This window comes from Streptomyces sp. VTCC 41912 (assembly GCF_045799175.1).
GTDB lineage: Bacteria > Actinomycetota > Actinomycetes > Streptomycetales > Streptomycetaceae > Streptomyces > Streptomyces albulus_C.
In genome coordinates this window covers 82068-106057 of record NZ_JBJMAB010000025.1, presented here as the reverse complement: position 1 = coordinate 106057, position 23990 = coordinate 82068, and the positions used below count along the sequence as shown (strand labels likewise).

Sequence of the window (23990 nt, the reverse complement as noted above, 5' to 3'; positions counted from 1 at the left end):
AGCCGCACCGACGGTGTCGGCACGGCCGGGATCGGCTCGGTCAGCTCTGGGTGGTGCGGTTCGGCTCGGCCACGGGGCGCGAACTCGCCACGTCGCCGGGCGAAGCCTGAATCGTACGAGGCGCCTGCTGGGCGGCGTCGGCAGGAGCCTGCGCCGCGGTGCCGCCGTCAGCCGACCGCTCCGCCTCGCCCTCCTTCTTCATCGCCTTGGCCTCGCTCTTGAGGATGCGGGCCGACTTGCCGAGCGAACGCGCCATGTCAGGCAGCTTCTTCGCGCCGAACAGCAGGAAGATCACGGCGATGATCAGCAGAATCTCGGGGAGCCTCAGGTTGGCTAGCATGTGCGACTACCTTCTCGCCGGGGCGGCGTCTCCTGTGGTGCCTGCCGATGGGGTCGGACTGGCGTCCTGGTGGTCCCTCGATCGTAACGTTCGGCGGTGAACGTCCGGCAATCCCCGTGCATACTCCGGATTGCCCGCACCACCGCACGGTCTGAACCGCTCAGCAGCCTACCTGCCGGGGGCACGCAACAGCAGGGTGCGACCGCGCTCAGGTCCGTTCGCGTCCCAGGTCGTGCATCCGCGCGGCGAGCGGCACCGCGGCCCGCTCCAGGTCCTCCGTGGCCCGCTGGATCCGCTCGGTGGCCGTGCCGACCGCCCGGGCCAGTCGCCGCACCTCGGCGAAGACGCGGACGGCGAGGACGCCGAGGACGACGAGCCCCAGGAACCCCAGGGCGATGGCGATCATGGGCCAGAGCATGCCGCGAGCCTATCCGTTCGTCCCGGTCAGCCGGTGTGCAGCCGCAGCGTGCGCACCCCGCCGCCGGTGAGCAGTTCCACGATCCGCTCGCCGGCCGGCTTGCGCACCGCCCGGTCGCAGTCGGGGCAGGTGAAGGAGTAGAAGGTGGTGCGGCGGCTGGCGCCGATCGCCAGCCGGAAGGCGTCCGAGGCCAGTTCGAAACGCCCGCGGCACTCCGGACACGCCGCCTTGAAGAGCACCGGAGCGGTCATGCCCGCCAGCGTGGTCGTCACCATCGTGGTCGTCATCCTTCGCTGCCTTCTCCTACGGTCAACGGTGCGCCGGCCCGCCCACCGGACGGGCCGGTCTCACTCGCCGTACGCCGCCAGCGCCTGCCGGGCGGCTTCCCGGGCGCTCGCCTCAAGGGCGGGCGGCGACACGATCCGGCCGTCCCGGCCGAGTCGAAGGGCCAGCCGTCGCAGCGACGCCGGGTCGGGGGTGCGCAGGGTGATCCGCAGCCCCCCGTCGGGCAGTTCCTCGGCGCTGTCGTGCGGGTAGTACTCGGCGACCCACCGACCGCCGGGGCCCACCTCGATGGCCACCTCGGGGTCCTCGGCCGCGGGCTGCACCAGCCCTTCCGACAGGTCGCGCAGCTCGACCGGCGGCGGGTCGGCGGGCGCGTCCAGCAGCTTGATCTCGGCGACCCGGTCGAGCCGGAAGGTGCGCCGGGCCTCGGAGAGCCGGCACCACGCCTCCATGTAGGTGTGGCCGACCGCGAACAACCGGATCGGGTCCACCTCGCGCTCGGTCAGCTCGTCGCGGGCCGGGGAGTAGTAGCGCAGCCACAGCCGGCGCCGCTCGGCGATGGCGCGGTCCACGTCCGCGAAGACCCCGCCCTCGGACTCGAACGTCACCGACAGCCGGGAGCTGGCACCGGCCGCCTCGCCGGCCGCCGCCTCCAGCTTGGCGGTGGCCCGCAGCAACGCCTGCCGGTCGCCCTCGCGCAGCCCCGGGAGGGTGGCCACCGCACGGGCCGCCACCAGCAGCGCGGTGGCCTCGTCGGCGGCCAGCCGGAGCGGCTCGGCGACGTCGTCGGGGTTGTGCCACCAGATCCGGTCGCCGTCGGTGTCGATGTCCATCAGGTCGCCGCCGCGGAAGCTCGTCCCGCACATCGGCAGCACGTCGAGGTCGGCGATCAGCTCGTCCTCGGTGATGCCGAAGGCGCGCGCGACGTCGCCGACGCGGGCGCCGGGGCGCTCGCGCAGGTACGTCACCAGCGACAGCATCCGGCGGGTCTGGTCGATCGCGTTCGCAGCCATGGTCCTGCTCCCCTCAGCCCTTGGCCACCGCGCGCAGCCGGTCGATGACCTCGGCCCGCAGCTCCGCCGGTTCCAGTACGACCACGTCGGGCCCGAACTCCACCAACCAGGCGTCGAGTCCGTGCCCGTAGGGGATCTCCAACTCGTCCCAGTCGCCGTCCACCGGATGGACGGCGAGGGCGCGGGCGCGCAGCGGATAGCCGTGCCCGGCGCGGAGCTTGATCCGTGCGGTGCCGGTGGCGGCCTCCCCCGCCCAGCGCTCGACGGTCTCGCGGACGGTGACGTGGTCCGGCACCGGCGCGGTGAACTTGCCCTGCCGGGAACGGACCTTGCCGGTGATCCGGGAGAGCCGGAAGACCCGCTCGGCGCCGCGGTCCCGGTCCCAGCCGGCCACGTACCAGTGGCCGCGCCAGCACTCCAGGATCCACGGTTCGAGGTGGCGCTGCTCGGGCCGCGCGGCGTTGGACTTGCGGTAGTCGAAGACGACCGGGCGGCGGTCCCGGCAGGCCAGCATCAGCGGTTCGAAGGACGCCTCGTGGGCGGGGATCCGGGGTTCCAACGCGCTGTGCGGCGCAGCGGCGTCCACGTCGTCGACGTCCCCGGCCAGCGGCATCCCGGCCGCCCGCAGCTTCTGCAGCGCGCCGCTGGCGGCGCCGGCCAGCCGGGCCTGCTGCCAGACCTTGGCGGCCAGTCCGAGGGCGGCGGACTCCTCGGCGTCCAACGTGATCGGGGGCAGGCGGTTGCTGTCGCGCCGGGCGAGGTAGCCGACCTCGCCGTCGATGCCGTCCACGGTCTCGATGACCAGGCCCAGCTCGCGCAGGTCGTCCTTGTCCCGCTCGAACATCCGGTTGAAGGCGTCGTCTCCGGCGCCGTGACCAGCTCCCGGACCGAACACGTCGCGGTACGCCTCGATCGACGACCGCAGCTCGTGCTTGGTCAACGGGCGTCGCGTCCCCAACAGGCACAGCGCCAGATTCATCAGCCGCTCGGCCTTGGCAATCGCCATCGACGCCCTCTCTCGTTAGCTCCCAACGGGTGACCGTACCGCCCTGGGTGCGTACCGCAAAAGCGAAAGGGTCCGCGCCGGTCGGCGCGGACCCTCACGGTGTCGTGCGGGGTCTCAGACGGAGACCAGGTCGCAGACGAAGATCAACGTCTCGTTGGCGCCGATCGCGGCGCCGGCGCCGCGCTCGCCGTAGGCGAGGTGCGGCGGGATGGTCAGCCGGCGCCGACCGCCCACCTTCATGCCCTGCACACCCTTGTCCCACCCCGGGATGACCTGACCGACGCCGAGCTTGAACTGGAGCGGCTTGCCGCGGTTCCAGCTCGCGTCGAACTCCTCACCGGTGCTGTAGGAGACGCCGACGTAGTGCACGGAGACCATGTCCCCGGCCTTGGCGACCGCCCCATCGCCCTCCCACAGGTCCACGATCTCCAGATCGGTGGGAACCGGGCCCTCGGGGAAGTCGATCTCGGGCTTGTCGATGTTCACGTATGTGCTCCTACTTGCGAATCTTTTCGATTACCGGGTCAGTCTTGCAGATCCCGGGGAACGTCCGGTCAGACCGTGCCGACGATGTCCACCACGAAGACCAGGGTGTTCTTCGCCAGCTCGTGCTGCGGGCTGGCGCCGTAGCCCAGCTTCGGCGGGATCACGATCTCGACCCGGTCACCGACGTGCTTGCCGACCAGTGCCTGGTCCCAGCCCTGGACGACCTGGCCGGTACCGATCTGGAAGGCCGTCGCACCGCCGTGGTCCCACGACGAGTCGAACTTCTTGCCGTCCTCCCACTTCACGCCGGTGTACTGGGCGATCAGGCCGTCACCGGCCTTGACCTCCGGGCCCTTGCCCTTGATCAGCACCTGCTGCTTGAGGTCGGTGGGCGCCTTCTCCCCCTTGGGGATGGTGATCGTCGCGGCCTTGTCGTCCGCGGCCTTCACCTCCGGCATGCCGTCCTCCGGCGCCGCCTGGGTGCCCTCGGCCTTCGCCTTCTTGTCCACCTTCTTGGCGCCGACCACGTCGACGACCCAGACCAGGCCGTCCTCCGGCTTGATGCCCGACTGCGGGTTGAGGCCCTCGCCGATCAGCGCCTTGGCGGTGCCCTCGACCTCGAACCGGCCTCCGACCTTCTGCCCGGCCGCGGCGGTCAGCACCGACGGCGGCACCATCTGCTGCGTCATCTGGTCGGTGACCTCGGTGACCACCTGGGTGCGCGCCGCACCCTCCTTGGCGCCCGGCTGCGGGGTCCAGCTGCTGCCGAGGTTCTGGCCCTTCATGGTCTGCGCGGTGAAGTCCAGTCGGACCAGGTCGCCCTTGTTGACGACCGCGCCCTTGCCCTCGATGAGGGTCTTGGTGACGGCCTTGTCGGCCGGCTTGGCGTCCTTCGGCACGGAGATCGTGGGCTTGGCACCCGGCTTGCCCGTCACCTTGACCACCGCGGCGTCGGAGGTCTTGCCGTCGTCGTTCCCGCAGGCGGCGGTGAGGAGCAGAACGGGCACCGCCAGCGCGGCAGCGGCGGCGCGGCGGGTGTGCGTGGCGAACGGACGGGGGAAGCGCCCCCCGGGAGTATTCAGCATCTGTCCAACTCGGGCTCGTGGGGAAGATGGGCAATGCCCGCCACTCTACGACCTGTCGCTGTGGCCGCTTCCGGTTAACACAACGGCCCGCCGCCGCACGACAATGCGCCGGGAGCATTCACGCTCCCGGCGCACCGCGCGGATTCCGGCCGTCACATCCCGGCGATGAGCTTCTCCACCCGGTCGTCGACGGAACGGAACGGGTCCTTGCACAGCACCGTGCGCTGCGCCTGGTCATTGAGCTTCAGGTGCACCCAGTCGACGGTGAAATCACGGCGCTGCTCCTGAGCCCGGCGAATGAAGTCGCCCCGCAGCCGCGCACGCGTGGTCTGCGGCGGAACCGACTTCCCCTCGAAGATCTTCAGATCGTTGCAGATCCGGGCCGCCTGTCCCTTCCGCTCCAGGAGGTAGTAAAGCCCCCGGCGGCGGTGGATGTCGTGATACGCGAGGTCTATCTGCGCCACGCGCGGATGGGACATGCTGATGTTGTTCTTCGCGCGGTACCGCTCGATGAGCTGATGCTTCATCACCCAGTCGATTTCCGTCGCGATGCGATCGAGTTCCTGATCGCGCACGGCTTCGAGGGTGCGGCCCCACAACTCCAGGACGCGTTCGACGGTGCCCGTGCGGATTCCGCGACGGTCACAGAAATCCACGGCCTTTTCGTAGTATTCCTGCTGCACTTCGAGGGCGGACGCCTCGCGCCCACTGGCCAGCCGCACCTTGCGCTGGCCGGTGGTGTCATGACTGACCTCGCGGATCGCCCGGATCGGGTTCTCCAGCGTCAGGTCGCGCATGACGGTGCCCGCCTCGATCATCCGCAGCACCAGGTCCGTGGCCCCGACCTTGAGCATCATCGTGGTCTCGGACATGTTGGAGTCGCCGACGATGACGTGCAGCCGGCGGTAGCGCTCGGCGTCCGCGTGCGGTTCGTCCCGGGTGTTGATGATCGGCCGGGAGCGGGTCGTCGCCGAGGAGACGCCCTCCCAGATGTGCTCGGCACGCTGGCTGACGCAGTAGACCGCGCCGCGCGGCGTCTGCAGCACCTTGCCGGCACCGCACAGCAACTGCCGGGTGACGAGGAACGGAATGAGGATGTCCGCGAGCCGGGAGAACTCCCCGTGCCGGGCCACGAGGTAGTTCTCGTGGCAGCCGTAGGAGTTTCCCGCCGAATCGGTGTTGTTCTTGAAGAGGTAGACGTCGCCCGCGATTCCCTCCTCGTGCAGGCGGCGTTCGGCGTCGACGAGCAGACCTTCGAGAATGCGTTCGCCGGCCTTGTCGTGGGTGACCAGTTCGGTCACGTTGTCGCACTCGGGAGTTGCGTATTCCGGGTGCGACCCCACGTCCAAGTACAGGCGGGCGCCGTTCCGCAGGAAGACGTTGCTGCTGCGGCCCCATGACACGACACGGCGGAAGAGGTACCGCGCCACTTCGTCAGGTGACAGTCGGCGCTGTCCCCTGAACGTGCACGTGACGCCGTACTCGTTCTCCAGCCCGAAAATGCGGCGGTCCATGACTGAACATTACGCCTGATGGCCTGCTCTGAAACCGGGTTCGACGGCCCCGTTTCGATCATTTTCCGCCCGGACCGCGTCGTCGACGGGTGCCACCGGATCGCCCAGGAATCGCTTCATCGACAAAAGCACCAGCAGACCGGCGACTCCGGAGACACCGGCGACCGCGAACCCCGCGGCCGGTCCGCCGCTCTCCAGCGCCGGGCCGGCCACCGAGGCGCCGGCGGCCGAACCGACGCCGAACGTGGTCACCAGCCACGAGAACGCCTCCGTCACCGTCCCCTTGGGCGCGTGCCGGTCCACCACCACGAACGCGCAGGCCAGCGCCGGCGCCAGGAACACCCCGGCAAGCCCGGTCAGCGCCGTCATGCCGGCCACCCCGGGCACCAGGAACAGCGGAAGATAGCCCAGCGCCAACAGCCCCACGAGCAGCCGCAGCCGCGACTCGGGGCGCCCGGGCCACTGGCGGGCGCCGTAGACCAGACCGCCGGCCAGCGCCCCCACGCCCAGCGCGGAGAGCAGGTAGCTGGAGACCATGCCGCCGCCGTGCAGGTCGGCATAGGCCACCGCCGCCACCGCGATCGACCCCAGCGCCAGCCCGACGAAGAAGAACGCGCCGATCAGCACCAGCAGTCCGGGCGCGCGCAGGGCACCGAGCCAGTGCGCCTCCCGAGGCGCGCTGCGCCACTGCCGCGACGGTGCGGAGATCGCGACGGAGAGCGCGCCGAGCACCCCGATGCCGTTGATCACCAGCAGTGCCGCCGCGGCCGACCAGGCGGCCACGCACAGGGTGACCAGCAACGGGCCGACCGCGAACATGACCTCCTGCGCCACCGCGTCGAGCGCGTACGCGGCGTGCACCCGGTCCGTCCGCTGGAGCACCGCCGGCCACAGCGCGCGCAGTCCGCCCTCCAGCGGCGGGGTGAAGAACCCGGCGATCACCATCGCGACGTAGGCGGGCCACCGCGGCTCCACCCCGACGGCGGCCAGCAGCGCCATGCCCAGCCCGGAGAGCACCGAGGCGGGCAGCATCACCCGGGGCTGGCCGTAGAGGTCCACGGCGCGGCCGAGCAGCGGCTGGCCGAGGGCGTTGCAGACGCCGTAGATCGCCGAGAGCGCGCCGGCCAGGGCGTAGCTGCCGCCCTGGCCGCGCACGAACAGGACCACCGCCAGCGCGGCGGTGGCGTTCGGCAGCCGCCCGACCAGGGTTCCGACCAGCAGCCGTGCGGCATACCGGGTCTTGAGCAAATCCGCATATCCGGCGGCCACGCCCACCCCTCTCCGCCCGGTCCGCGCCAGGGCGTGTTACGTATAACGTGTGGCGTCATAAGTACCATGACGGCAACCCGCGGGTCCACCCCGCAGTGTCGGACCAAGGAGTGATGCGCCCGGTGACCAGCGACGAGGCCGCACCCGGTGACCCACAGGACCTGCCGGACGGCTCGCCCGCCCGGGCCGCCGCCCGGGTCACCAGCCGCGACGTCGCACGCGCCGCCGGCGTCTCGCAGGCCGCGGTCTCCCTGGTCCTCGGCGACAAGTGGCGCGGCCGGGTCTCCCCCGGCAAGGCAGAGGTCGTCCGGAGCGTCGCCCGCGAGCTGGGCTACCGCCCCAACCTCGCCGCCCGCAGCCTGCGCACCGGGCGCACCCGCACCGCGCTGCTCGTCGTCCCGGCGCTCACCACCGAGTTCTTCGCGCGGGTCTACACCGGCGCCGCACGGCTCGCCGCGGACCACGATTTCGGCGTGGTGCTCTACCCCTCCCCCGAGGGCAACGGAGTGGCCCCCAGCCCCTTCGACTCCGCCTCGGCCGCGCTGGACGGCGTCATCGCCTCGTCGATGGCGGCCGACGCGCTCGCCGCGCTGCGCGGTGCCGGGTTGCCGCTGGTGATGCTCGACAGCGACCCGGACGACCCCACCGCCGCGGCCGCCGTCAACCTCGACATCGCCGACGGCGCACGGCAGTTGGCCACCCACCTCACCGGACTGGGCCACCGCCGGATCACCCACCTCGCCGCCGACGTGGAGTCCTGGACCTTCGCGGTCCGCGCCCGGGCCCTGGCCGACGTGCTGGCCGACGTCCCAGGCGCCGTACTGCGCCGCCAGCCCTCCGCACTGGGCGTGGACGCCGGCCGACGGGCCGCGCACGCCGCGCTGACCGGCCCCGGCCCGCGCCCCACCGCGCTGCTGTGCGACGACGACATCATCGCCGCCGGCGCCTGCAAGGCGGTCCGCCGGCTCGGCCTGCGCATCCCGGAGGACGTCTCGGTCACCGGATTCGACGACCTGGCCCTCGCGGTCGCCGTGGAGCCGGAACTGACGACCGTTCGACTGCCCGCCGAGGAGTTCGGGGAGGCCGGGATGCGGGCCCTGATGGCCGTTCTGGACGGCACCCCGGTCGAGGCCGCCACCCTGCCGGTCGCCCTCGTGCCGCGCGGCTCCACGGCCCCGCCGCCGGACGCCGGACACAACGGCGCGCGCCCCGGCGGGCGATGACCCACCGGGGCGCGCGGTCCGTGCCGTGCGGCCCGGAAGCGGAGGAACTGCTCCGGTCAGTCGTCCGCGTCGGACTCCGCGCCGGTGTCCTTGCCGGTGCTCTTGCCGCCCTTGCCCGACGGGGCGTCACCCGAGGACTCCCCCGCGTCCGCCGCGGGCTCGTCCTTCTCCTGCTCCGCGTCGGCGTGCTCGTCCAGCAGCCGGGACAGCTGACGCCCCAGGATCCGCTTGAACTTCCGCTTCTGCGGACGGGTGCGGTCCAGCACCGCGACCTCGAGCTGCTCGGCGGTCAGCGTGCGCTCGCCGCCGTTGGTGTCCCGGGAGAGCGAGTCGACGGCCAGCCGCAGCGCCTCGGCCAGCGACATTCCGTCGCGGTGGCGCTGGTCGAGGTAGGTGCTGATCTGGTCGGCGTTGCCGCCCACCGCGACCGAGCCGTGCTCGTCCACGATCGAGCCGTCGTGCGGCAGTCGGTAGATCTGGTCGTCCTCGGGGGCGTTGCCCACCTCGGCGACGATCAGCTCCACCTCGTAGGGCTTCTCGGCGGCGCTGGAGAAGATCGTGCCGAGCGTCTGGGCGTAGACGTTGGCCAGCCCGCGGGCGGTCACGTCCTCCCGGTGGTAGGTGTAACCGCGCAGGTCGGCGTAGCGCACGCCACCGATCCGCAGGTTCTCGAACTCGTTGTACTTGCCGACCGCCGCGAAGGCGATCCGGTCATAGATCTCGCTGACCTTGTGCAGGGCGCGGGACGGATTCTCGGCGACGAAGAGCACGCCGTCGGTGTACTGCAACACCACGACGCTGCGCCCGCGCGCGATGCCCTTGCGGGCGTACTCGGCGCGGTCGGCCATGGCCTGCTGGGGTGAGACATAGAACGGCGTCGACACCGGCTATCCGTCCCTTCCTGTCAAAAGCTCTCTCGCTGTCTGGGGGCGCACCACGAAACCATCCGTCCCGTCAGAGCAGCGCGGCGCGCGGGCCGTCGGGCTGTTCGAGGCGCCTCTCGTGCACGGCGCGGACGATCTCCGAGACCTCCGCCTCGGTCAACTTCTTGAATCCCTCTTCGGTGATGACCGTGACGATCGGGTAGATCCGCCGCGCCAAGTCCGGACCACCGGTCGCCGAGTCGTCGTCGGCGGCGTCGTAGAGCGCCTGGACGACGGCGGTGGCGGCCTGCTGCTCCGTGAAGTCCTCGCGGAGCAGCTTCTTGAGCGCACTGCGCGCGAAGACCGAACCGGAGCCGGTCGCCGCGAAGCCGTGCTCCTCCGAACGCCCGCCGGTGACGTCGTAGGAGAAGATCCGGCCCGTCTCGCGCTCCAGGTCGTAGCCGGCGAAGAGCGGCACCACGGCGAGGCCCTGCATGGCCATCCCGAGGTTGCTGCGGATCATCGTCGAGAGCCGGTTCGCCTTGCCCTCCAGGGAGAGTTGGGCGCCCTCGACCTTCTCGAAGTGCTCCAGCTCCAGCTGGAAGAGCTTGACCATCTCGATCGCGAGGCCGGCCGTGCCCGCCATCCCGACCGCCGAGTACTCGTCGGTCGGGAAGACCTTCTCCATGTCGCGCTGAGCGATGACGTTGCCCATCGTCGCCCGGCGGTCACCGGCGAGCACCACACCGCCGGGGAACGACACCGCCACGATGGTCGTGCCGTGCGGCGCCTCGATGACGCCCTGCACGGGCGGCAGCGAGCGCTTGCCCGGCAACAGCTCGGGCGCCTGTTGCCCGAGGAAGTCCATGAATGACGAGGATCCAGGCGTCAGGAAGGCAGCTGGCAGACGCCCGGTGCTCGGTGTATTGGCTTCCACACGTTTCCTTCCGGATACTCGGCCGCCCGCCCCGAAGTACGTCCGGCCGATCCTTGAATTGACCCACGGCTGCATTGCAGCTGAAGCAGAGTACGCCTGGGACCCTACCCGTCCCGGAGCCGTGATCCACATGTCGGGATCCGGTATCGAACGGGCCGGGCAGAATCCGCCCGAAGCCGTGCGCGCCGACCGGGCGCCGTACGCGGGAATTTCTTTTCGCACCGCGCACGGCACACCGGCCGGCGAGCATCAGAGATAAGCGCCCGATTTGCGCTTACTGTCCGCCTTTTTGGACAAATGACCGCACGAAGTCCTCGGCATTTTCTTCGAGGACGTCGTCGATCTCGTCCAGGACGGAATCCACGTCGTCGGACAATTTCTCCTGGCGCTCCTTGAGGTCCCCCGACGCTTCCGCGTCCTGGGCCTGCTCCTCGACCTCTTCGGTGGACCGGGTGGCCCGCTGCTGTCCGCCGCCGCTGTCCTTGGTCGCCATATCCCTCACCCCGCTCGGTTTGCCCCGCTCGATGTGACCTTCAAGATCCGACCCTACAAGCAGGGTCCGACATCGGCCCTGCACTTGCTGCAACGCCCGAGAGTCACCTGAATGATTCCCGCGGCAGGGCCGATTCAGCCGTCGATCGACTGCGGATCATGGTGTATTTGCCATGAACCTGCCCCTCGTCAGCGCCCGGACAACGTCCTGACCAGCTCTTCTGCCGTGCGGCAGCGGTCCAGTAGCTCCTTCACGTGCTTACGGGTCCCGCGCAGGGGTTCCAGTGTGGGCACCCGTTGCAGAGAGTCACGGCCGGGCAGGTCGAAGATGACCGAATCCCACGAGGCGGCGGCCACGTCGTCCGCGTACTGCTCCAGGCAGCGGCCGCGGAAATAGGCCCGGGTGTCCTCCGGAGGCTTCAGCTCGGCCTGCTCCACCGCCGGCTCGTCCAACAGCCGCTTCATCCGGCCGCGCGCCACCAGACGGTTGTACAGGCCCTTCTCGGCGCGCACGTCGGCGTACTGGAGGTCGATGAGGTGCAGCCGGGCGGCGTCCCAGTCCAGGCCGTCCCGGCGGCGGTAGCCCTCCATCAGCTCCCGCTTGGCGACCCAGTCCAGCTCGCCCGCCAGGCTCATCGGGTCGTTCTCCAACCGGCCCAGCACGTCCTCCCACCGGGACAGCACGTCCCGGGTCTGCTCGTCGGCGTCCGCGCCGTAACGGTCCTCGACGTACTTGCGGGCCAGCTCGAAGTACTCCATCTGGAGCTGCACCGCGGTCAGGGTGCGCCCGCTGCGGAGCGTGATCAGATGGCGCAGCGACGGGTCGTGCGAGACCTGGTGCAGGGTGCGGACCGGCTGGTCGACGGCGAGGTCCACGGCGATGAAACCGTCCTCGATCATGGACAGCACCAGCGCCGTCGTGCCCAGCTTCAGGTACGTCGAGATCTCGGAGAGGTTGGCGTCGCCGATGATCACGTGCAGCCGGCGGTACTTCTCGGCGTCCGCGTGCGGTTCGTCCCGGGTGTTGATGATGGGCCGCTTGAGGGTCGTCTCCAGGCCCACCTCCACCTCGAAGTAGTCGGCGCGCTGGCTGATCTGGAAGCCGTGCTCGTGGCCGTCCTGGCCGATCCCGACCCGGCCGGCGCCGGTGACCACCTGCCGGGAGACGAAGAACGGGGTCAGGTGGCGCACGATGTCCGAGAACGGGGTCTCCCGCTTCATCAGGTAGTTCTCGTGCGTCCCGTAGGAGGCGCCCTTGTTGTCGGTGTTGTTCTTGTAGAGGTGGATGGGCTGGGCGCCCGGGACCTGCGCCGCGCGCTCGGCGGCCTCCGCCATGATCCGCTCGCCGGCCTTGTCCCACAGGACCGCGTCGCGCGGATTGGTGACCTCGGGCGCGCTGTACTCGGGGTGGGCGTGGTCGACGTAGAGCCTGGCCCCGTTGGTGAGGATGACGTTGGCCAGGCCGATGTCCTCGTCCGTGAGCTGGCTGGAGTCGGCGGCCTCACGGGCGAGGTCGAAGCCTCGCGCGTCCCGCAGCGGGTTCTCCTCCTCGAAGTCCCAGCGAGCACGTCGTGCCCGGTGCATCGCCGCCGCGTACGCGTTGACGACCTGGGACGAGGTGAGCATGGCATTGGCGTTCGGGTGACCGGGGACGGAGATCCCGTACTCCGTCTCGATACCCATTACTCGCCGTACGGTCATGCGGCCCTCCTTGCCCGGCGGCGCCCCCGGATGGGGCAGGCGCTCAAAAACCGCTGCACTTCCGGTTCCCGTGCGTTCCCCGCACCCGCACAGCGAGACGCAGCGGTACCGAAGAGCCTAGAACGCCTTTGCGGCGCTGGGGAGATCATTACAGTCATTGCTCCAGTCCGGTTTTCCCTGGTCCGTCGCCGGACCGCCCCAGCGGCCCGCGCGCCCCCGGAAAAGCGTCCGGCTGCGGACGCCCCATCCAGGACATCCGCAGCCGGAGAGCGGTGTTACAGGTATTGGCCGGTATTCGCCACCGTGTCGATGGAGCGACCGGTGTCCGCGCCCTGCTTTCCGGTGACGAGGGTGCGGATGTAGACGATCCGCTCGCCCTTCTTTCCGGAGATCCGCGCCCAGTCGTCCGGGTTGGTGGTGTTGGGCAGGTCCTCGTTCTCCTTGAACTCGTCCACGCACGCCTGGAGGAGGTGCGCGACCCGCAGACCCTTCTGGTTGTGCTCCAGGAAAGCCTTGATGGCCATCTTCTTCGCACGACCCACGATGTTTTCGATCATCGCGCCGGAGTTGAAGTCCTTGAAGTAGAGGACTTCCTTGTCACCATTGGCGTAGGTGACCTCCAGGAAACGGTTTTCCTCGGATTCCGCATACATCTGCTCGACGACCGACTGGATCATTCCGCTGACCGCAGCCTTACGGGAATTCCCGTGCTCGGCGAGATCGTCGGCGTGCAGCGGGAGCCTTTCCGTGAGGTACTTCGAGAAGATGTCCTTGGCTGCCTCCGCGTCCGGACGCTCAATCTTGATCTTCACGTCGAGGCGGCCGGGGCGCAGGATCGCCGGGTCGATCATGTCCTCGCGGTTCGAGGCACCGATGACGATCACGTTTTCCAGGCCCTCGACGCCGTCGATCTCGGAGAGCAGCTGCGGGACGATGGTGTTCTCCACGTCCGAGCTGACCCCGGATCCACGGGTGCGGAAGAGGGAGTCCATCTCGTCGAAGAAGACGATGACGGGCGTGCCCTCGCTCGCCTTCTCCCTGGCGCGTTGGAAGACCAGGCGGATGTGCCGCTCGGTTTCGCCGACGTACTTGTTGAGCAGCTCGGGGCCCTTGATGTTCAGGAAGAAGCTCTTCCCCGCGGGCTGCCCGGTCACCTCGGCGACCTTCTTGGCAAGGGAGTTGGCGACCGCCTTGGCGATGAGCGTCTTGCCGCAGCCGGGCGGGCCGTAGAGCAAGACGCCCTTGGGCGGGCGGAGTTCGTGCTCCTTGAAGAGGTCCGGGTAGAGGTAGGGGAGCTCGACCGCGTCGCGGATCAGCTCGATCTGACCGCTCAGACCGCCGATCTTGGTGTAGTCGATGTCCGGGACCTCTTCGAGGACCAGCTCCTCGACCTCGCTCTTGGGAATGACCTCGTAGACGTAGCCGGAGCGGGAGTCGAGCAGCAGGGCGTCGCCGGGGCGGATGGTGATGTCCAGCAGCGGCTCGGCGAGCCGCACCACCCGCTCCTCGTCGGTGTGCCCGATGACCAGCGCGCGCTCGCCGTCCTCCAGGACTTCCTTGAGGGTGACGATGTCGCCGGCGCTCTCGAACTCCATGGCCTCGACCACGTTGAGCGCTTCGTTGAGCATCACTTCTTGGCCGCGCCGGAGGTCCTCGGCCTCGACGCTGGGGCTGGCGTTCACCCGGAGCTTGCGGCCCCCGGTGAAGATGTCGACGGTGCCGTCCTCGTTCGCCTGCAGGAAGACACCGAAACCGGCCGGCGGCTGTGCGAGCCGGTCGACCTCTTCCTTGAGGGCCACGATCTGGTCGCGGGCCTCGCGGAGCGTATTGGCGAGGCGTTCGTTCTGGGCGGACACGCCGGCCAGGTTGGTCTGCAGCTCGACGATCCGCTCTTCGAGAATCCTCGTGTGCCGCGGAGAGTCGGCGAGCTTACGTCGCAGGACGGCGATCTCCTGCTCAAGATAGGCAACCTGACCGGCTGGATCTTCAGACCCGCGCCCCGGCCGGATGCCGCGGTTGATGTCGTCGTCGTGGGCTGCCACGGTCCTCACCTCCTCCAAGGAGCTGGACGCTTCCAGACCCTACCTGGGCCGGTGCAGGTTGAAACCCCTAGATCGAAAAGACTGTCGGGGTGTGTCCGATCTTCACCCTTGCGCACGTCCTCACGCCAAGGGAATACCCACCCAACAACATCGGAAAGCGAGCGGTTGTATCGTCGAGTCGGTCAACACCCGTCAGGGCTGGCGCCACTTAGACAAAAACGATTCACGTAAGCAGGAACGGCAGGCGACATGACTGCGCAGGACGAAGCACCGGAGCTGGAAGTCTGGATCGACCAGGACCTGTGCACCGGGGACGGGATCTGCGCGCAGTACGCGCCCGAGGTCTTCGAGCTGGACATCGACGGGCTGGCCTATGTGAAGAGCGCCGACGACGAGCTGCTGCAGGACAAGGGCGCCACAACGCCCGTCCCGCTGCCGCTGCTCACCGACGTGCGCGACTCGGCCAAGGAGTGCCCCGGCGACTGCATCCACGTGCGCCGGGTCTCCGACCACGTCGAGGTCTACGGACCCGACGCGGAGTGACGAGCTCCGCTGACCCGGAGTGGACGCCGTGCGTACGCGGCGTAGGCAGGACGCGGCAGATCGCCGTAGACGTCCGCACCGAGTGACGGATCAGGCACCTTCGGTCGCGGTGGAGGCGGGGAGTTCGCTCTGGACGAACTTCCCGCCTTGCCATTGCCACTTGACGGTCTTGTGCACGTCCGGCATGTAGCGCGGCACGGAGGCCGAGGAATAGCCCTGGAGGGTCGCGGAGACGACCCGGCCCTGGAGGGTGAGGTCCTGGACCGAGAGCCGCTGCGCGGGCGCCAGGAGGGTCGCCACGATCCGCGGTGCGGCCTTGGGGTCGGACGGTTGGGCGAGGACGTAGACGCCGCTGGGCGGGCTGCCGGCCTCGGTGTGGCAGCGGACCACGGCGACGGTCTGGGTGCCGCCGGCGCCGTCGAGGTCTCCGGAGACCTTCTGGACCACGTCGAGGCGGTTGGGTCCGCAGTTGACCGGGAACGTCACGCGGCTCGGGTCGGGGGCCGCGACGGCCGGGGCGGAGGCGGCGCCGGCGGCCGTGGCGGTGGCCGCGGAGGGCTGGAAGAGGGACGAGACCGCGATCACCGCGGAGACGGCTGTGGCAGTGGCGAGCCAGTGCATGGGGTGGGGCTGGGTGTGCAACAGGTCCTGGCCTGCCAAGGGCTGCACTAGGGGTAACTCCTGTGAGGTGCTGTGGCGGTGGGAGTGCCCAGCATCGTTCCACAGCCGGGGGCGGCAAGGAACCGGCGGGGGCGGAGTTTGCCGAGTTTTCCGCACCGGTCCGCAGGCAGAACGAAACGGCGCCGCCGACGGTTCCCGCAGAACGGGAACTCGTCGGCGGCGCCGGTCGGTTCGGTGGCCTGCCGGAGGCGTCAGTCGCGCTCGGGCGAGCCGTCGGTGAGGTCGGCGGCGGTCCCGTCGGGCTGGTCGGCGGCGGTCTTCTCCCGCCCGGGTCCGCTGTAGTCCTCGCCGTAGGCGCCCTTCGCGGGCCGGCGGCGGCGCAGCGGGGGCTCGACGCCGTCGGCCAGCCGGCGGGCGGTCAGCAGGAAGCCGGTGTGGCCGATCATGCGGTGGTCGGGGCGGACCGCGAGGCCCTCCACGTGCCACGTGCGGACCATGGTCTCCCAGGCCGACGGCTCGTTGAACGTGCCGTGTTCGCGGATCGCCTCCACCGTGCGGGCCAGCTGCGTGGTCGTGGCCACGTAGGCGCAGAGGATGCCGCCGGGCACCAGGGCCTTGGAGACGGCCTCCAGGCACTCCCAGGGGGCGAGCATGTCCAGGATGACCCGGTCGACGTCGGTGTCGGAGAGGTTGTCCTGGAGGTCGCCGACGGTGAGCGTCCAGGCGGGGTGCGGACCGCCGAAGTAGCGCTCCACGTTCTGGGTGGCGATCTCGGCGAAGTCGGCGCGGCGCTCGTAGGAGTGCAGCATGCCGTCGTCGCCGATGGCGCGCAGCAGGAAGCTGCTGAGCGAGCCGGAGCCCACCCCCGCCTCGACGACGCGGGCACCGGGGAAGATGTCGGCCATCGCCAGGATCTGCCCCGCGTCCTTGGGGTAGACCACGGCGGCACCGCGGGGCATGGACAGGACGTAGTCGGGGAGCAGGGGACGCAGCGCGAGGTAAGCGACGTTTCCGGTGGTACGGACAACACTGCCCTCGGGCGCGCCGATCAGCTCGTCGTGGGGGAAGGCTCCCTTGTGGGTGTGGAAGCTCTTGCCCTCTTCGAGCGTGAAGGTGTAGTGGCGTCCCTTGGGGTCGGTGAGCTGGACCTGGTCCCCGACCTTGAAGGGCCCGCGACGGCGGGCGGCACCGGTCGGTTCGGACATGTGACCAGCCTACCGGCCGTTCCGCGTCCGCCGTACCACGGGCACGTGTCCCGGCCCTCGCACCGGCCGCGGGGCGGGCCTGCGGCGCGCCACTCGGCGGCGCCGGCGGGCGAGCGCCTACGGGTGCGTCGAACGGGGCCGGCCCCCCGGCTGGGGGCTACCCGGGAGCGGGGGCCGGGAACCGCGCGCCGTGGTGGGCACGGGCATCGGCGGCGGTTCCTGGGTGGTCAGGACGGGCGGGCCATGGCGGCGACGAAGGCGCGTTCCACGTCGGCGGTGGAGAGGACGCCGTAGATCGTACCGGTGGGTTCGACGACGAGGTACTCGGTGGCGGGGGTGGCCCGGAGGTGGTCCAGGAGGGCCTCGCCGGAGAGTTCGGCGGCGACCCGCATGCCGTCCTTGAGGTCCTGGGCGAGGGAGCCGACGGACACCCATGGGCGGCGGTGTTCGGGAATGCCGACGAGGGCGGCCTCGCGCACCAGGGCGGTGGGGAACCCCTGGCGGTCGACGACGACCAGGGCACGGGCGCCGGCGTCGTTGGCGCGGCGCAGCGCCTCGGAGAGCGGGGTGTCGGCCTCCACGGGGATGGCGCGCCGGGTGAGCGTGCGGGCGGTGAGGTCCGGGAGGCGTTCGCGGAGCCGGGCCATGCGCAGGCTGTTGCCGGCGCCGGTCCAGATGATGGCGGCGAGGATCGCGGCGAGCAGCGCGTCGGTGAGCGAGTCGGCGCCGCTGAGTTCCTCGGGGGCCCGGCCGAGGGCGCCGGTGCGGGTGAGCAGCGGGAGGCCGATGAGGACGGTGACGGCGAGCGCGCGACCGACCCAGGCGGCGGCGACGGTGCCGCTCATCGGCTTGCCGGTGATCTTCCAGACGACGGCGCGCAGCATCCGGCCGCCGTCCAGCGGGAGGCCGGGCAGCAGGTTGAAGACCGCGACGATGAGGTTGGAGACCATCAGGCCGGCGAGCAGGACGCCGGGGACCGTGCCTGGTTCGACCACCTGCATGCCCGCGTAGAAGACGCCGGCGAGGACGAGGGAGAGGAGCGGGCCGACGAAGGCGAGGACGAACTCCCGGCCGGGGGTCTCGCTCTCCTTCTCTATCTCCGAGACGCCGCCGAAGAACTGGAGCTGGATCCGGCGGACCGGGAGCTTGAACCGGAGCGCCGCGACGGTGTGCGCGAGCTCGTGGACGAGCACGGAGGCGTAGAAGGCGACCGCGAAGAAGAGCGAGACCAGGTAGCGCGCGGCGCCCAGTTCGGGCAGGACCCGCTCCAGTTGGCCGCCGAAGACCCAGGTGATCAGGGCGGCGACCAGGAACCAGCTGGGTGCGACGTAGACCGGCACGCCGAAGGGGCGGCCCATGAGGATGCCGCCGCCGGGGGCCTTCGGGCCGGTGTCGCCCCGGTCGCCGCCCCGCGGTGCGCCCGGGGGCGGCGCCTGGGGCCCGTCGGGTGTGCGCTCGGGCGGCCGGTCCTGCCCGGACTCCTGGGGGTCCTGCGGCTTCCCGCTCTCGTCCACGACGTCCCCTCGTTGAATGCGGCTTCGGCACCTGCACTGTCTGACAACTCGATCATGCAGGGCAAAGGTGCCCGACGTCGATGGTATGCGGAGCTTCCGGCCGTGATCGGTTGCGGGGGCGGACCTGGCGGTGGGCTCACCGTCGGTGACGCGAGGGCGCTTGTCAGTGGCGGGCCGTAGGGTTCTGTGGCATGGGATCGAGCACGGAGATGACCGAGGCGGACGTGCCGGGCGGCGGGCCGGAGCCGGCGGCGGGGCCCGCCGGGGGTTCGGCGCCGGCGGGGGCCGTGGTGCCGGCGCAGGGCGGGGCGCAGCCACCGGTGGCGCTGTCGCCGTCGCGCGCCAGCGACTTCATGCAGTGCCCGCTGCTCTACCGCTTCCGCGTGATCGACAAGCTGCCGGAGAAGCCGAGTCCGGCGGCGACCCGCGGCACGGTGGTGCACGCGGTGCTGGAGCGGCTCTTCGACGCGCCGGCGGGGCAGCGCACGGCGGCCGGGGCCCGCGCGCTGGTGCCGGCGGAGTGGGAGAAGTTGCTGGCCAAGCGCCCGGAGCTGGCCGAGCTGTTCCCCGACGACGCGGACGGGGCGCGGCTGGGCCAGTGGCTGGCGGAGGCCGAGGCGCTGGTGGACCGCTGGTTCACGCTGGAGGATCCGACGCGGCTGGAGCCGGCCGACCGCGAGCTGTACGTGGAGACGGTGCTGGACTCCGGGCTGCGGCTGCGGGGCTTCATCGACCGGGTCGACGTGGCGCCGACCGGCGAGGTGCGCCTGGTGGACTACAAGACCGGGAAGGCGCCGCGTCCGCAGTTCGCCGAGGGCGCGTTGTTCCAGATGAAGTTCTACGCGTTGGTGGTGTGGCGGCTGCGGGGCGTGGTGCCGCGCCGGCTCCAGCTGGTGTACCTGGGCAGCGGCGACGTGCTGACGTACGACCCGGACGAGCGCGATCTGCGGGGCGTGGAGCGGAAGTTGCTGGCGCTGTGGGAGGCCATCCGGCAGGCGACGGAGACCGGTGACTGGCGGCCGCGGCCGACGAAGTTGTGCGGCTGGTGCGACCACCAGGCGCATTGTCCGGAGTTCGGCGGCACTCCCCCGGTGTATCCGTTGACGGTGCGGGGGCCGGGTGAGGTGGCCGGGGGTGCGGGGGTCGCCGCCCAGGAGACGCCGTCGTCACCGGTGCGCCCGGCGGAGGGCGGGGGCGAGCCGCAGGGCAGAATGGAGCGGATCGAGTAGATCGCCGCCCGTTGAAGGAGAGCTTGTGGCCATCCGCGTCCTGCTGGTCGACGACCAGCCCCTGCTGCGTACGGGTTTCCGGATGATTCTGGAGGCCGAGCAGGATCTGGCGGTCGTCGGTGAGGCGGGCGACGGGCTCCAGGCGCTGGAGCAGGTGCGGGCGTTGCAGCCCGACGTGGTGCTGATGGACATCCGGATGCCGCGGATGGACGGCGTCGAGGCGACCCGGCAGATCACCGGCCCGGCCAAGGACGGTCCGGCGAAGGTGCTGGTGCTGACCACGTTCGACCTGGACGAGTACGTCGTCGAGGCACTGCGGGCCGGGGCCAGCGGGTTCCTGCTCAAGGACGCGCCGGCCAACGAACTGGTGCAGGCGATCCGGGTGGTGGCGGGGGGCGAGGCGATGCTCGCGCCGAGCATCACCCGCCGGCTGTTGGACAAGTACGCCGGGCACCTGCCGTCGGGTGAGGAGCCGGTGCCGGACACCCTCCACACGCTCACCGAGCGGGAGGTGGAGGTGTTGAAGCTGGTGGCCCGCGGGTTGTCGAACGCGGAGATCGCCGCGGACCTGTTCGTCAGCGAGACGACCGTGAAGACGCACGTGGGGCACGTGCTGACGAAGCTGGGGCTGCGCGACCGGGTGCAGGCCGCGGTGTACGCCTACGAGAGCGGACTGGTGCGGCCCGGCGCGCAGTAGTCGGGGCGCGTGCGGTCGAGGTGCGAACGGCGGCGGGGCCGGTCCGGGTGTCCCCGGGCCGGCCCCGCCGTCCGTCGTCCGTGCGCGCCGGGCCGGCTCAGGCGTCGGCGGACTTGCTGATCTCCCAGAAGCGGAAGACCGTCGAGGAGTCCAGGGTCCATTCCAGGCCGGCGATGCCCTGGCGGGCCACCGCGTACTGCTTGCCCTGCCAGATCGGTATCACCGGCAGGTCCTTGGCGACGATGTCCTGGAGCTCGCGGAAGGCGGTCTTGGTGGCGCCGCGGTTGGGCTGGTCGGCCGTCTCGGGCAGCAGCCGGCCGGTGATCTCCGGCGAGCTGTAGTGGTTGCCCAGCACGCTGTCCTTGCCGAAGAACGGCTGGGTGAAGTTGTCCGGATCCGGATAGTCGGGGATCCAGCCCTTGATGTAGACGCCGAACCGGCCGGCGGCCATGCCCTCGTCGTACGCGTCGGTGGGCACGCTGCGCACCTTGGCCTCGAACAGGCCGCTGGCGTTGAGCTGGCCGGCGATCTCCTGGACCGCGGGGACGGTGCCCGGGCCGAACCGGTCGGGGGTGGCCCACAGGGTGAGCGGGACCTTGCCCTGGAGGCCGGCGTCGCGCAGGGCGGCGGCGGCCTTGTCGGGCTGCGGGCGGTCCCCGTAGGTGTTGAAGAAGGCGGTGTTGTGGCCGGTGATGCCGGCCGGGACGACCGAGTACAGCGGTTCGGCGGTGCGCTGGTAGACGTCCCGGACGAGGGTGGAGCGGTCCAGGAGGTAGGCGATGGCCTTGCGGACGCCGAGTTTGCCGGCGACCGGGTCCTTGAGGTTGAAGACCAGGTGCATGACCTCGGCGCTGCCGCCCTCGACGACCTGGGTGCCGTGCTGCTGGTGCAGGGACGCCCGGTCCAGTGCGGCGATGTCCTTCATGGCCAGGCCGCGGTAGGCGACGTCGATGCTGCCGCTCTGGACGGCCTTCTTGAGCTGGTCGCGGTTGGTGAAGAACTTCAGGGTCATCCCGGAGTTCTTGGCCTTGGCGGGGCCCTTGTAGGAGGTGTTGACGGAGAACTTGGCCTGCTGCGGGCTGTAGGAGTCCAGGGCGTAGACGCCGGACCCGATGGCCTTGCCGTCGGTGCGCAGCCGGTCCGCGGGGTAGGCGGTGTGGTCGACGATGGAGCCGGCGCCCGAGGCGATCTTCATGGGGAAGGTGGCGTCGGGCGTCTTGAGGTGGAAGACCACGGTGCGGTCGTCCGGGGTCTGGACGTCGTCCAGCGCCGCGAACATCACGGCGGGGCCGTTCTTGTCCTTGATGCGCTTGATGCGGTCGAAGGAGAACTTGACGTCCTGGGCGGTGAGCTGGTCACCGTTGCTGAACGTCAGGCCCTCTTTCAGGGTGCAGCGGTAGACCTTGCTGTCGGAACCGGTGAAGCCGCAGCTCTCGGCGGCCTCCGGTTCCGGGGTGGTGCCGCCCTTGGGGAAGCTGAGCAGTGACTGGAAGACGTTGTTGAACAGCAGCCAGGAGCCGGGGTCATAGCCCGAGGCTGGGTCGGTGGCCACGACCTTGTCGGTCATGCCCATCACGACGGGCTCGCCGTGGCCGGACGACTCCGAGGTGTCCGTGCCGCACCCGGCGACCGCGAGCAGGACTGTCGCCAGCCCCGCTCCGATCGGGGCGGACAGCCACTGGTCACGCTTCACTCGGTGGTTCCTCACGTTCTGGTGGTGCCGGTCGGGCCGCGGCGGGGTGCCGCGGCGGGGACGGTTCGGTGCGGGACGGGCGGTCAGCTGGAGACGCCGCGGCCCAGTTCCCAGATCTGGAGCGCCGAGGAGGAGTTGAGGGCCCATTCGACGCCGGTGATGTTGTCGCGGGCGGCGACGTACTGCTTGCCCTGCCACAGCGGCAGGTAGGGGACGTCGTCGGCGAGGATGTCCTGGGCCTGCTTGAAGCCGGCCGCGGCGGCGTTGCGGTCGGCCTGCTGGCGGGTCGCCGGGATCAGCTGCGACTCGATCTTCTCGTTGCGGTACGGGGAGTTGAGGAAGTTCCCCTTGCCGACGAACGGCGCGATGTAGTTGTCCGCGTCGGGGATGTCGGCGAACCATCCCATGCCGAAGGCCGCGTACTTGCCCGTCGACTCGTCGGTGCGGAACGTCTGCCAGCGGTCGATGCCCTTAATGCTGACGTCGAACAGCTTGGTGCTGTTGAGCTGCTGCTGGAGGGCGACGAACTCCTTCGCGGTGTTCGGCCCGTAGTGGTACTTGCTGTAGGTCAGGGTGAACTTCACCGGGGTGGTGATGTTCGCCTGCTGGAGCGTCTGGCGGGCCGCGGCGACGTCGGGGTCGCCGTACTTCGTGTAGAACGAGTTGATGTGCCCGGTGAGGCCGGAGGGGACCATCGAGTACAGCGGGTCGCCGGTGTACGCGTAGACGTCGCGCACCAGCTGGGAGCGGTTGACGACCTGCGCTATCGCCTGCCGGACGGCCTTGTTGGAGACGGCCGGGTCCTTGGTGTTGAAGGCGAGGTAGCGGATCTCCTGGCCCGGCATCTCCTGGAGCATCAGGTGCTTGTCGCGGGAGTTCTGCAGGCTCTTGACCTGGTCGGGCGTCAGGCCGCGGCTCAGCAGGTCGATGTCGCCCTTGCGGAGCGCCGCCTCCATGTCCGCGGAGTCGTCGAAGAACCGCATCTCGACCTTGTCGTTCTTCACCGTCAGCCCGCCCTTGTACTCGGGGTTCTTGGTGAAGACGGCCTTGGTGAGGCGGTTGCCGGCGTGCTCGGTCGTGAGCACGTAGGGGCCCGAGCCGACGGTCTCCCAGCCCTTGTAGAGGCTGTTCTTCGGGTAGACCTGGCTGTCGACGATGGCGGCGGCGGGGGTGGCGAGCTTCTGCGGGAAGGTGGCGTCCGGCTTGGTGAGGTGGAAGACCACCTCGCTGTCGCTGGGCGTCTCGACCCGGTCGATGTCGTCGAGCAGCGACACCGGACCGTTGGTGTAGTTGATGGTCCGCAGCCGGTCGATGGAGAACTTCACGTCCTGCGCGGTCAGCGCGTGCCCGTTGGAGAACTTCAGGCCGCTGCGCAACGTGCACCGGTACTGCTCGTTCTGGGTGTCGCGGAAGCCGCACGACTCGGCGGCGTCGGGCACCACGGCGGTGCCGGTGCGGGGCAGCCGCATCAGCGTCTGGAAGGTGCTGCGCAACACGTTCCAGGCGTCGACGTCGTACGCCTGTGCCGGGTCGAGGGGCGCGGGCGCCGCCTTGGTGGCCTCGATCTGGGAGGCGACGCCGACGACGATCGGCGAGCCGCTCGAGCCCGCGCCGTCGGTGTTGCCGCAAGCAGCGAGAGCCGGGGCGAGGAGACCGGCCAGCGCCGGCAGCACCAAGGTCTTGCGATTCATCGTCGGCAGGTTCCTTATCAGCGCAGAGGTGTTGCTCGCGTCGAGATTAGTAGGCGCCGCCAGCGGGTCATCGACGCAAGGAAGTTACAGCGATATGGCGGTCGGATAACGGGGACTCGGTGA

23 protein-coding genes and 1 pseudogene are annotated in these 23990 nt (G+C 70.3%); 4 read left to right on the top strand and 20 right to left on the bottom strand.

Features of this window, described 5'->3' with window-relative positions; translation table 11 throughout:
* Nucleotides 1–40 precede the first annotated feature (40 nt).
* The 9 genes from tatA to ACJ6WD_RS28340 form a co-directional block, all read right to left on the bottom strand.
* A complete protein-coding gene (gene tatA, locus ACJ6WD_RS28380) occupies nucleotides 41–340 on the bottom strand; it encodes a Sec-independent protein translocase subunit TatA (protein ID WP_016570840.1) in 300 nt (99 codons plus the stop codon).
* Between the two features lie 208 nt (nucleotides 341–548).
* On the bottom strand, nucleotides 549–758 hold the full coding sequence (locus ACJ6WD_RS28375; RefSeq protein WP_016570839.1) for a hypothetical protein: 210 nt from the start codon (nucleotides 756–758) through the stop codon (nucleotides 549–551).
* 26 nt (nucleotides 759–784) lie between these two features.
* Nucleotides 785–1045: a hypothetical protein gene (locus tag ACJ6WD_RS28370; RefSeq protein ID WP_016570838.1), complete on the bottom strand. Its 261-nt coding sequence runs from the start codon at nucleotides 1043–1045 to the stop codon at nucleotides 785–787.
* Nucleotides 1046–1105: 60 nt separating this feature from the next.
* On the bottom strand, nucleotides 1106–2056 hold the full coding sequence (locus tag ACJ6WD_RS28365) for a YafY family protein (RefSeq protein WP_016570837.1): 951 nt from the start codon (nucleotides 2054–2056) through the stop codon (nucleotides 1106–1108).
* Nucleotides 2057–2069: 13 nt separating this feature from the next.
* Nucleotides 2070–3062: a YafY family protein gene (locus ACJ6WD_RS28360; protein WP_233658021.1), complete on the bottom strand. Its 993-nt coding sequence runs from the start codon at nucleotides 3060–3062 to the stop codon at nucleotides 2070–2072.
* Between the two features lie 114 nt (nucleotides 3063–3176).
* Nucleotides 3177–3548 (bottom strand): FKBP-type peptidyl-prolyl cis-trans isomerase, encoded by a 372-nt coding sequence (locus ACJ6WD_RS28355; protein WP_016570835.1) that lies wholly within the window; start codon nucleotides 3546–3548, stop codon nucleotides 3177–3179.
* Between the two features lie 68 nt (nucleotides 3549–3616).
* The gene (locus ACJ6WD_RS28350; protein WP_078488511.1) at nucleotides 3617–4633 is read right to left on the bottom strand and encodes an FKBP-type peptidyl-prolyl cis-trans isomerase; all 1017 of its coding nucleotides are present in this window, start codon (nucleotides 4631–4633) and stop codon (nucleotides 3617–3619) included.
* Between the two features lie 152 nt (nucleotides 4634–4785).
* The gene (gene pafA, locus ACJ6WD_RS28345) at nucleotides 4786–6147 is read right to left on the bottom strand and encodes a Pup--protein ligase (RefSeq protein ID WP_407616779.1); all 1362 of its coding nucleotides are present in this window, start codon (nucleotides 6145–6147) and stop codon (nucleotides 4786–4788) included.
* 9 nt (nucleotides 6148–6156) lie between these two features.
* Nucleotides 6157–7416, bottom strand: coding sequence for an MFS transporter (locus tag ACJ6WD_RS28340; RefSeq protein ID WP_016570832.1), 1260 nt, complete (start codon nucleotides 7414–7416; stop codon nucleotides 6157–6159).
* 113 nt (nucleotides 7417–7529) lie between these two features.
* On the opposite strand from ACJ6WD_RS28340, the gene ACJ6WD_RS28335 reads away from it, so the two are divergent.
* Complete coding sequence (locus ACJ6WD_RS28335; protein ID WP_331247615.1) at nucleotides 7530–8639, top strand: LacI family DNA-binding transcriptional regulator; 1110 nt, start codon at nucleotides 7530–7532, stop codon at nucleotides 8637–8639.
* Nucleotides 8640–8695: 56 nt separating this feature from the next.
* On the opposite strand, the gene prcA is transcribed toward ACJ6WD_RS28335, so the two are convergent.
* The 6 genes and pseudogenes from prcA to arc all read right to left on the bottom strand — a co-directional run bounded on the left by prcA (nucleotide 8696) and on the right by arc (nucleotide 14674).
* Nucleotides 8696–9523, bottom strand: coding sequence for a proteasome subunit alpha (prcA, locus tag ACJ6WD_RS28330; protein WP_233658024.1), 828 nt, complete (start codon nucleotides 9521–9523; stop codon nucleotides 8696–8698).
* Between the two features lie 70 nt (nucleotides 9524–9593).
* A complete protein-coding gene (prcB, locus tag ACJ6WD_RS28325; protein ID WP_233658025.1) occupies nucleotides 9594–10439 on the bottom strand; it encodes a proteasome subunit beta in 846 nt (281 codons plus the stop codon).
* A gap of 79 nt (nucleotides 10440–10518) precedes the next feature.
* A pseudogene (locus tag ACJ6WD_RS28320) lies at nucleotides 10519–10689 on the bottom strand (hypothetical protein); the annotation flags it as partial.
* Nucleotides 10690–10713: 24 nt separating this feature from the next.
* A complete protein-coding gene (locus tag ACJ6WD_RS28315; protein ID WP_016570828.1) occupies nucleotides 10714–10932 on the bottom strand; it encodes a ubiquitin-like protein Pup in 219 nt (72 codons plus the stop codon).
* Between the two features lie 188 nt (nucleotides 10933–11120).
* Nucleotides 11121–12632 (bottom strand): depupylase/deamidase Dop, encoded by a 1512-nt coding sequence (gene dop / locus ACJ6WD_RS28310; protein ID WP_016570827.1) that lies wholly within the window; start codon nucleotides 12630–12632, stop codon nucleotides 11121–11123.
* Nucleotides 12633–12907: 275 nt separating this feature from the next.
* A complete protein-coding gene (gene arc, locus ACJ6WD_RS28305) occupies nucleotides 12908–14674 on the bottom strand; it encodes a proteasome ATPase (protein ID WP_233658026.1) in 1767 nt (588 codons plus the stop codon).
* 249 nt (nucleotides 14675–14923) lie between these two features.
* On the opposite strand from arc, the gene ACJ6WD_RS28300 reads away from it, so the two are divergent.
* Nucleotides 14924–15217, top strand: coding sequence for a ferredoxin (locus tag ACJ6WD_RS28300; RefSeq protein WP_016570825.1), 294 nt, complete (start codon nucleotides 14924–14926; stop codon nucleotides 15215–15217).
* 90 nt (nucleotides 15218–15307) lie between these two features.
* Here ACJ6WD_RS28300 and ACJ6WD_RS28295 read toward each other — a convergent pair whose 3' ends face one another.
* The 3 genes from ACJ6WD_RS28295 to ACJ6WD_RS28285 form a co-directional block, all read right to left on the bottom strand.
* Nucleotides 15308–15886 carry a hypothetical protein gene (locus tag ACJ6WD_RS28295; RefSeq protein ID WP_376557928.1) on the bottom strand — a complete coding sequence of 193 codons (579 nt, stop codon included), beginning with the start codon at nucleotides 15884–15886 and terminating at the stop codon, nucleotides 15308–15310.
* A gap of 203 nt (nucleotides 15887–16089) precedes the next feature.
* Nucleotides 16090–17043, bottom strand: coding sequence for a tRNA (adenine-N1)-methyltransferase (locus ACJ6WD_RS28290; RefSeq protein ID WP_407616778.1), 954 nt, complete (start codon nucleotides 17041–17043; stop codon nucleotides 16090–16092).
* Between the two features lie 227 nt (nucleotides 17044–17270).
* Complete coding sequence (locus tag ACJ6WD_RS28285) at nucleotides 17271–18557, bottom strand: site-2 protease family protein (protein WP_407616777.1); 1287 nt, start codon at nucleotides 18555–18557, stop codon at nucleotides 17271–17273.
* A 191-nt stretch (nucleotides 18558–18748) separates the two neighbouring features.
* On the opposite strand from ACJ6WD_RS28285, the gene ACJ6WD_RS28280 reads away from it, so the two are divergent.
* Complete coding sequence (locus ACJ6WD_RS28280) at nucleotides 18749–19786, top strand: RecB family exonuclease (protein WP_407616776.1); 1038 nt, start codon at nucleotides 18749–18751, stop codon at nucleotides 19784–19786.
* Between the two features lie 25 nt (nucleotides 19787–19811).
* Nucleotides 19812–20483, top strand: coding sequence for a response regulator transcription factor (locus ACJ6WD_RS28275; protein WP_020929992.1), 672 nt, complete (start codon nucleotides 19812–19814; stop codon nucleotides 20481–20483).
* Between the two features lie 97 nt (nucleotides 20484–20580).
* On the opposite strand, the gene ACJ6WD_RS28270 is transcribed toward ACJ6WD_RS28275, so the two are convergent.
* Both ACJ6WD_RS28270 and ACJ6WD_RS28265 read right to left on the bottom strand, forming a co-directional pair.
* Nucleotides 20581–22176 carry an ABC transporter substrate-binding protein gene (locus ACJ6WD_RS28270; protein WP_233658031.1) on the bottom strand — a complete coding sequence of 532 codons (1596 nt, stop codon included), beginning with the start codon at nucleotides 22174–22176 and terminating at the stop codon, nucleotides 20581–20583.
* 83 nt (nucleotides 22177–22259) lie between these two features.
* Nucleotides 22260–23867 carry an ABC transporter substrate-binding protein gene (locus tag ACJ6WD_RS28265; protein ID WP_407616775.1) on the bottom strand — a complete coding sequence of 536 codons (1608 nt, stop codon included), beginning with the start codon at nucleotides 23865–23867 and terminating at the stop codon, nucleotides 22260–22262.
* Between the last annotated feature and the right edge of the window lie 123 nt (nucleotides 23868–23990).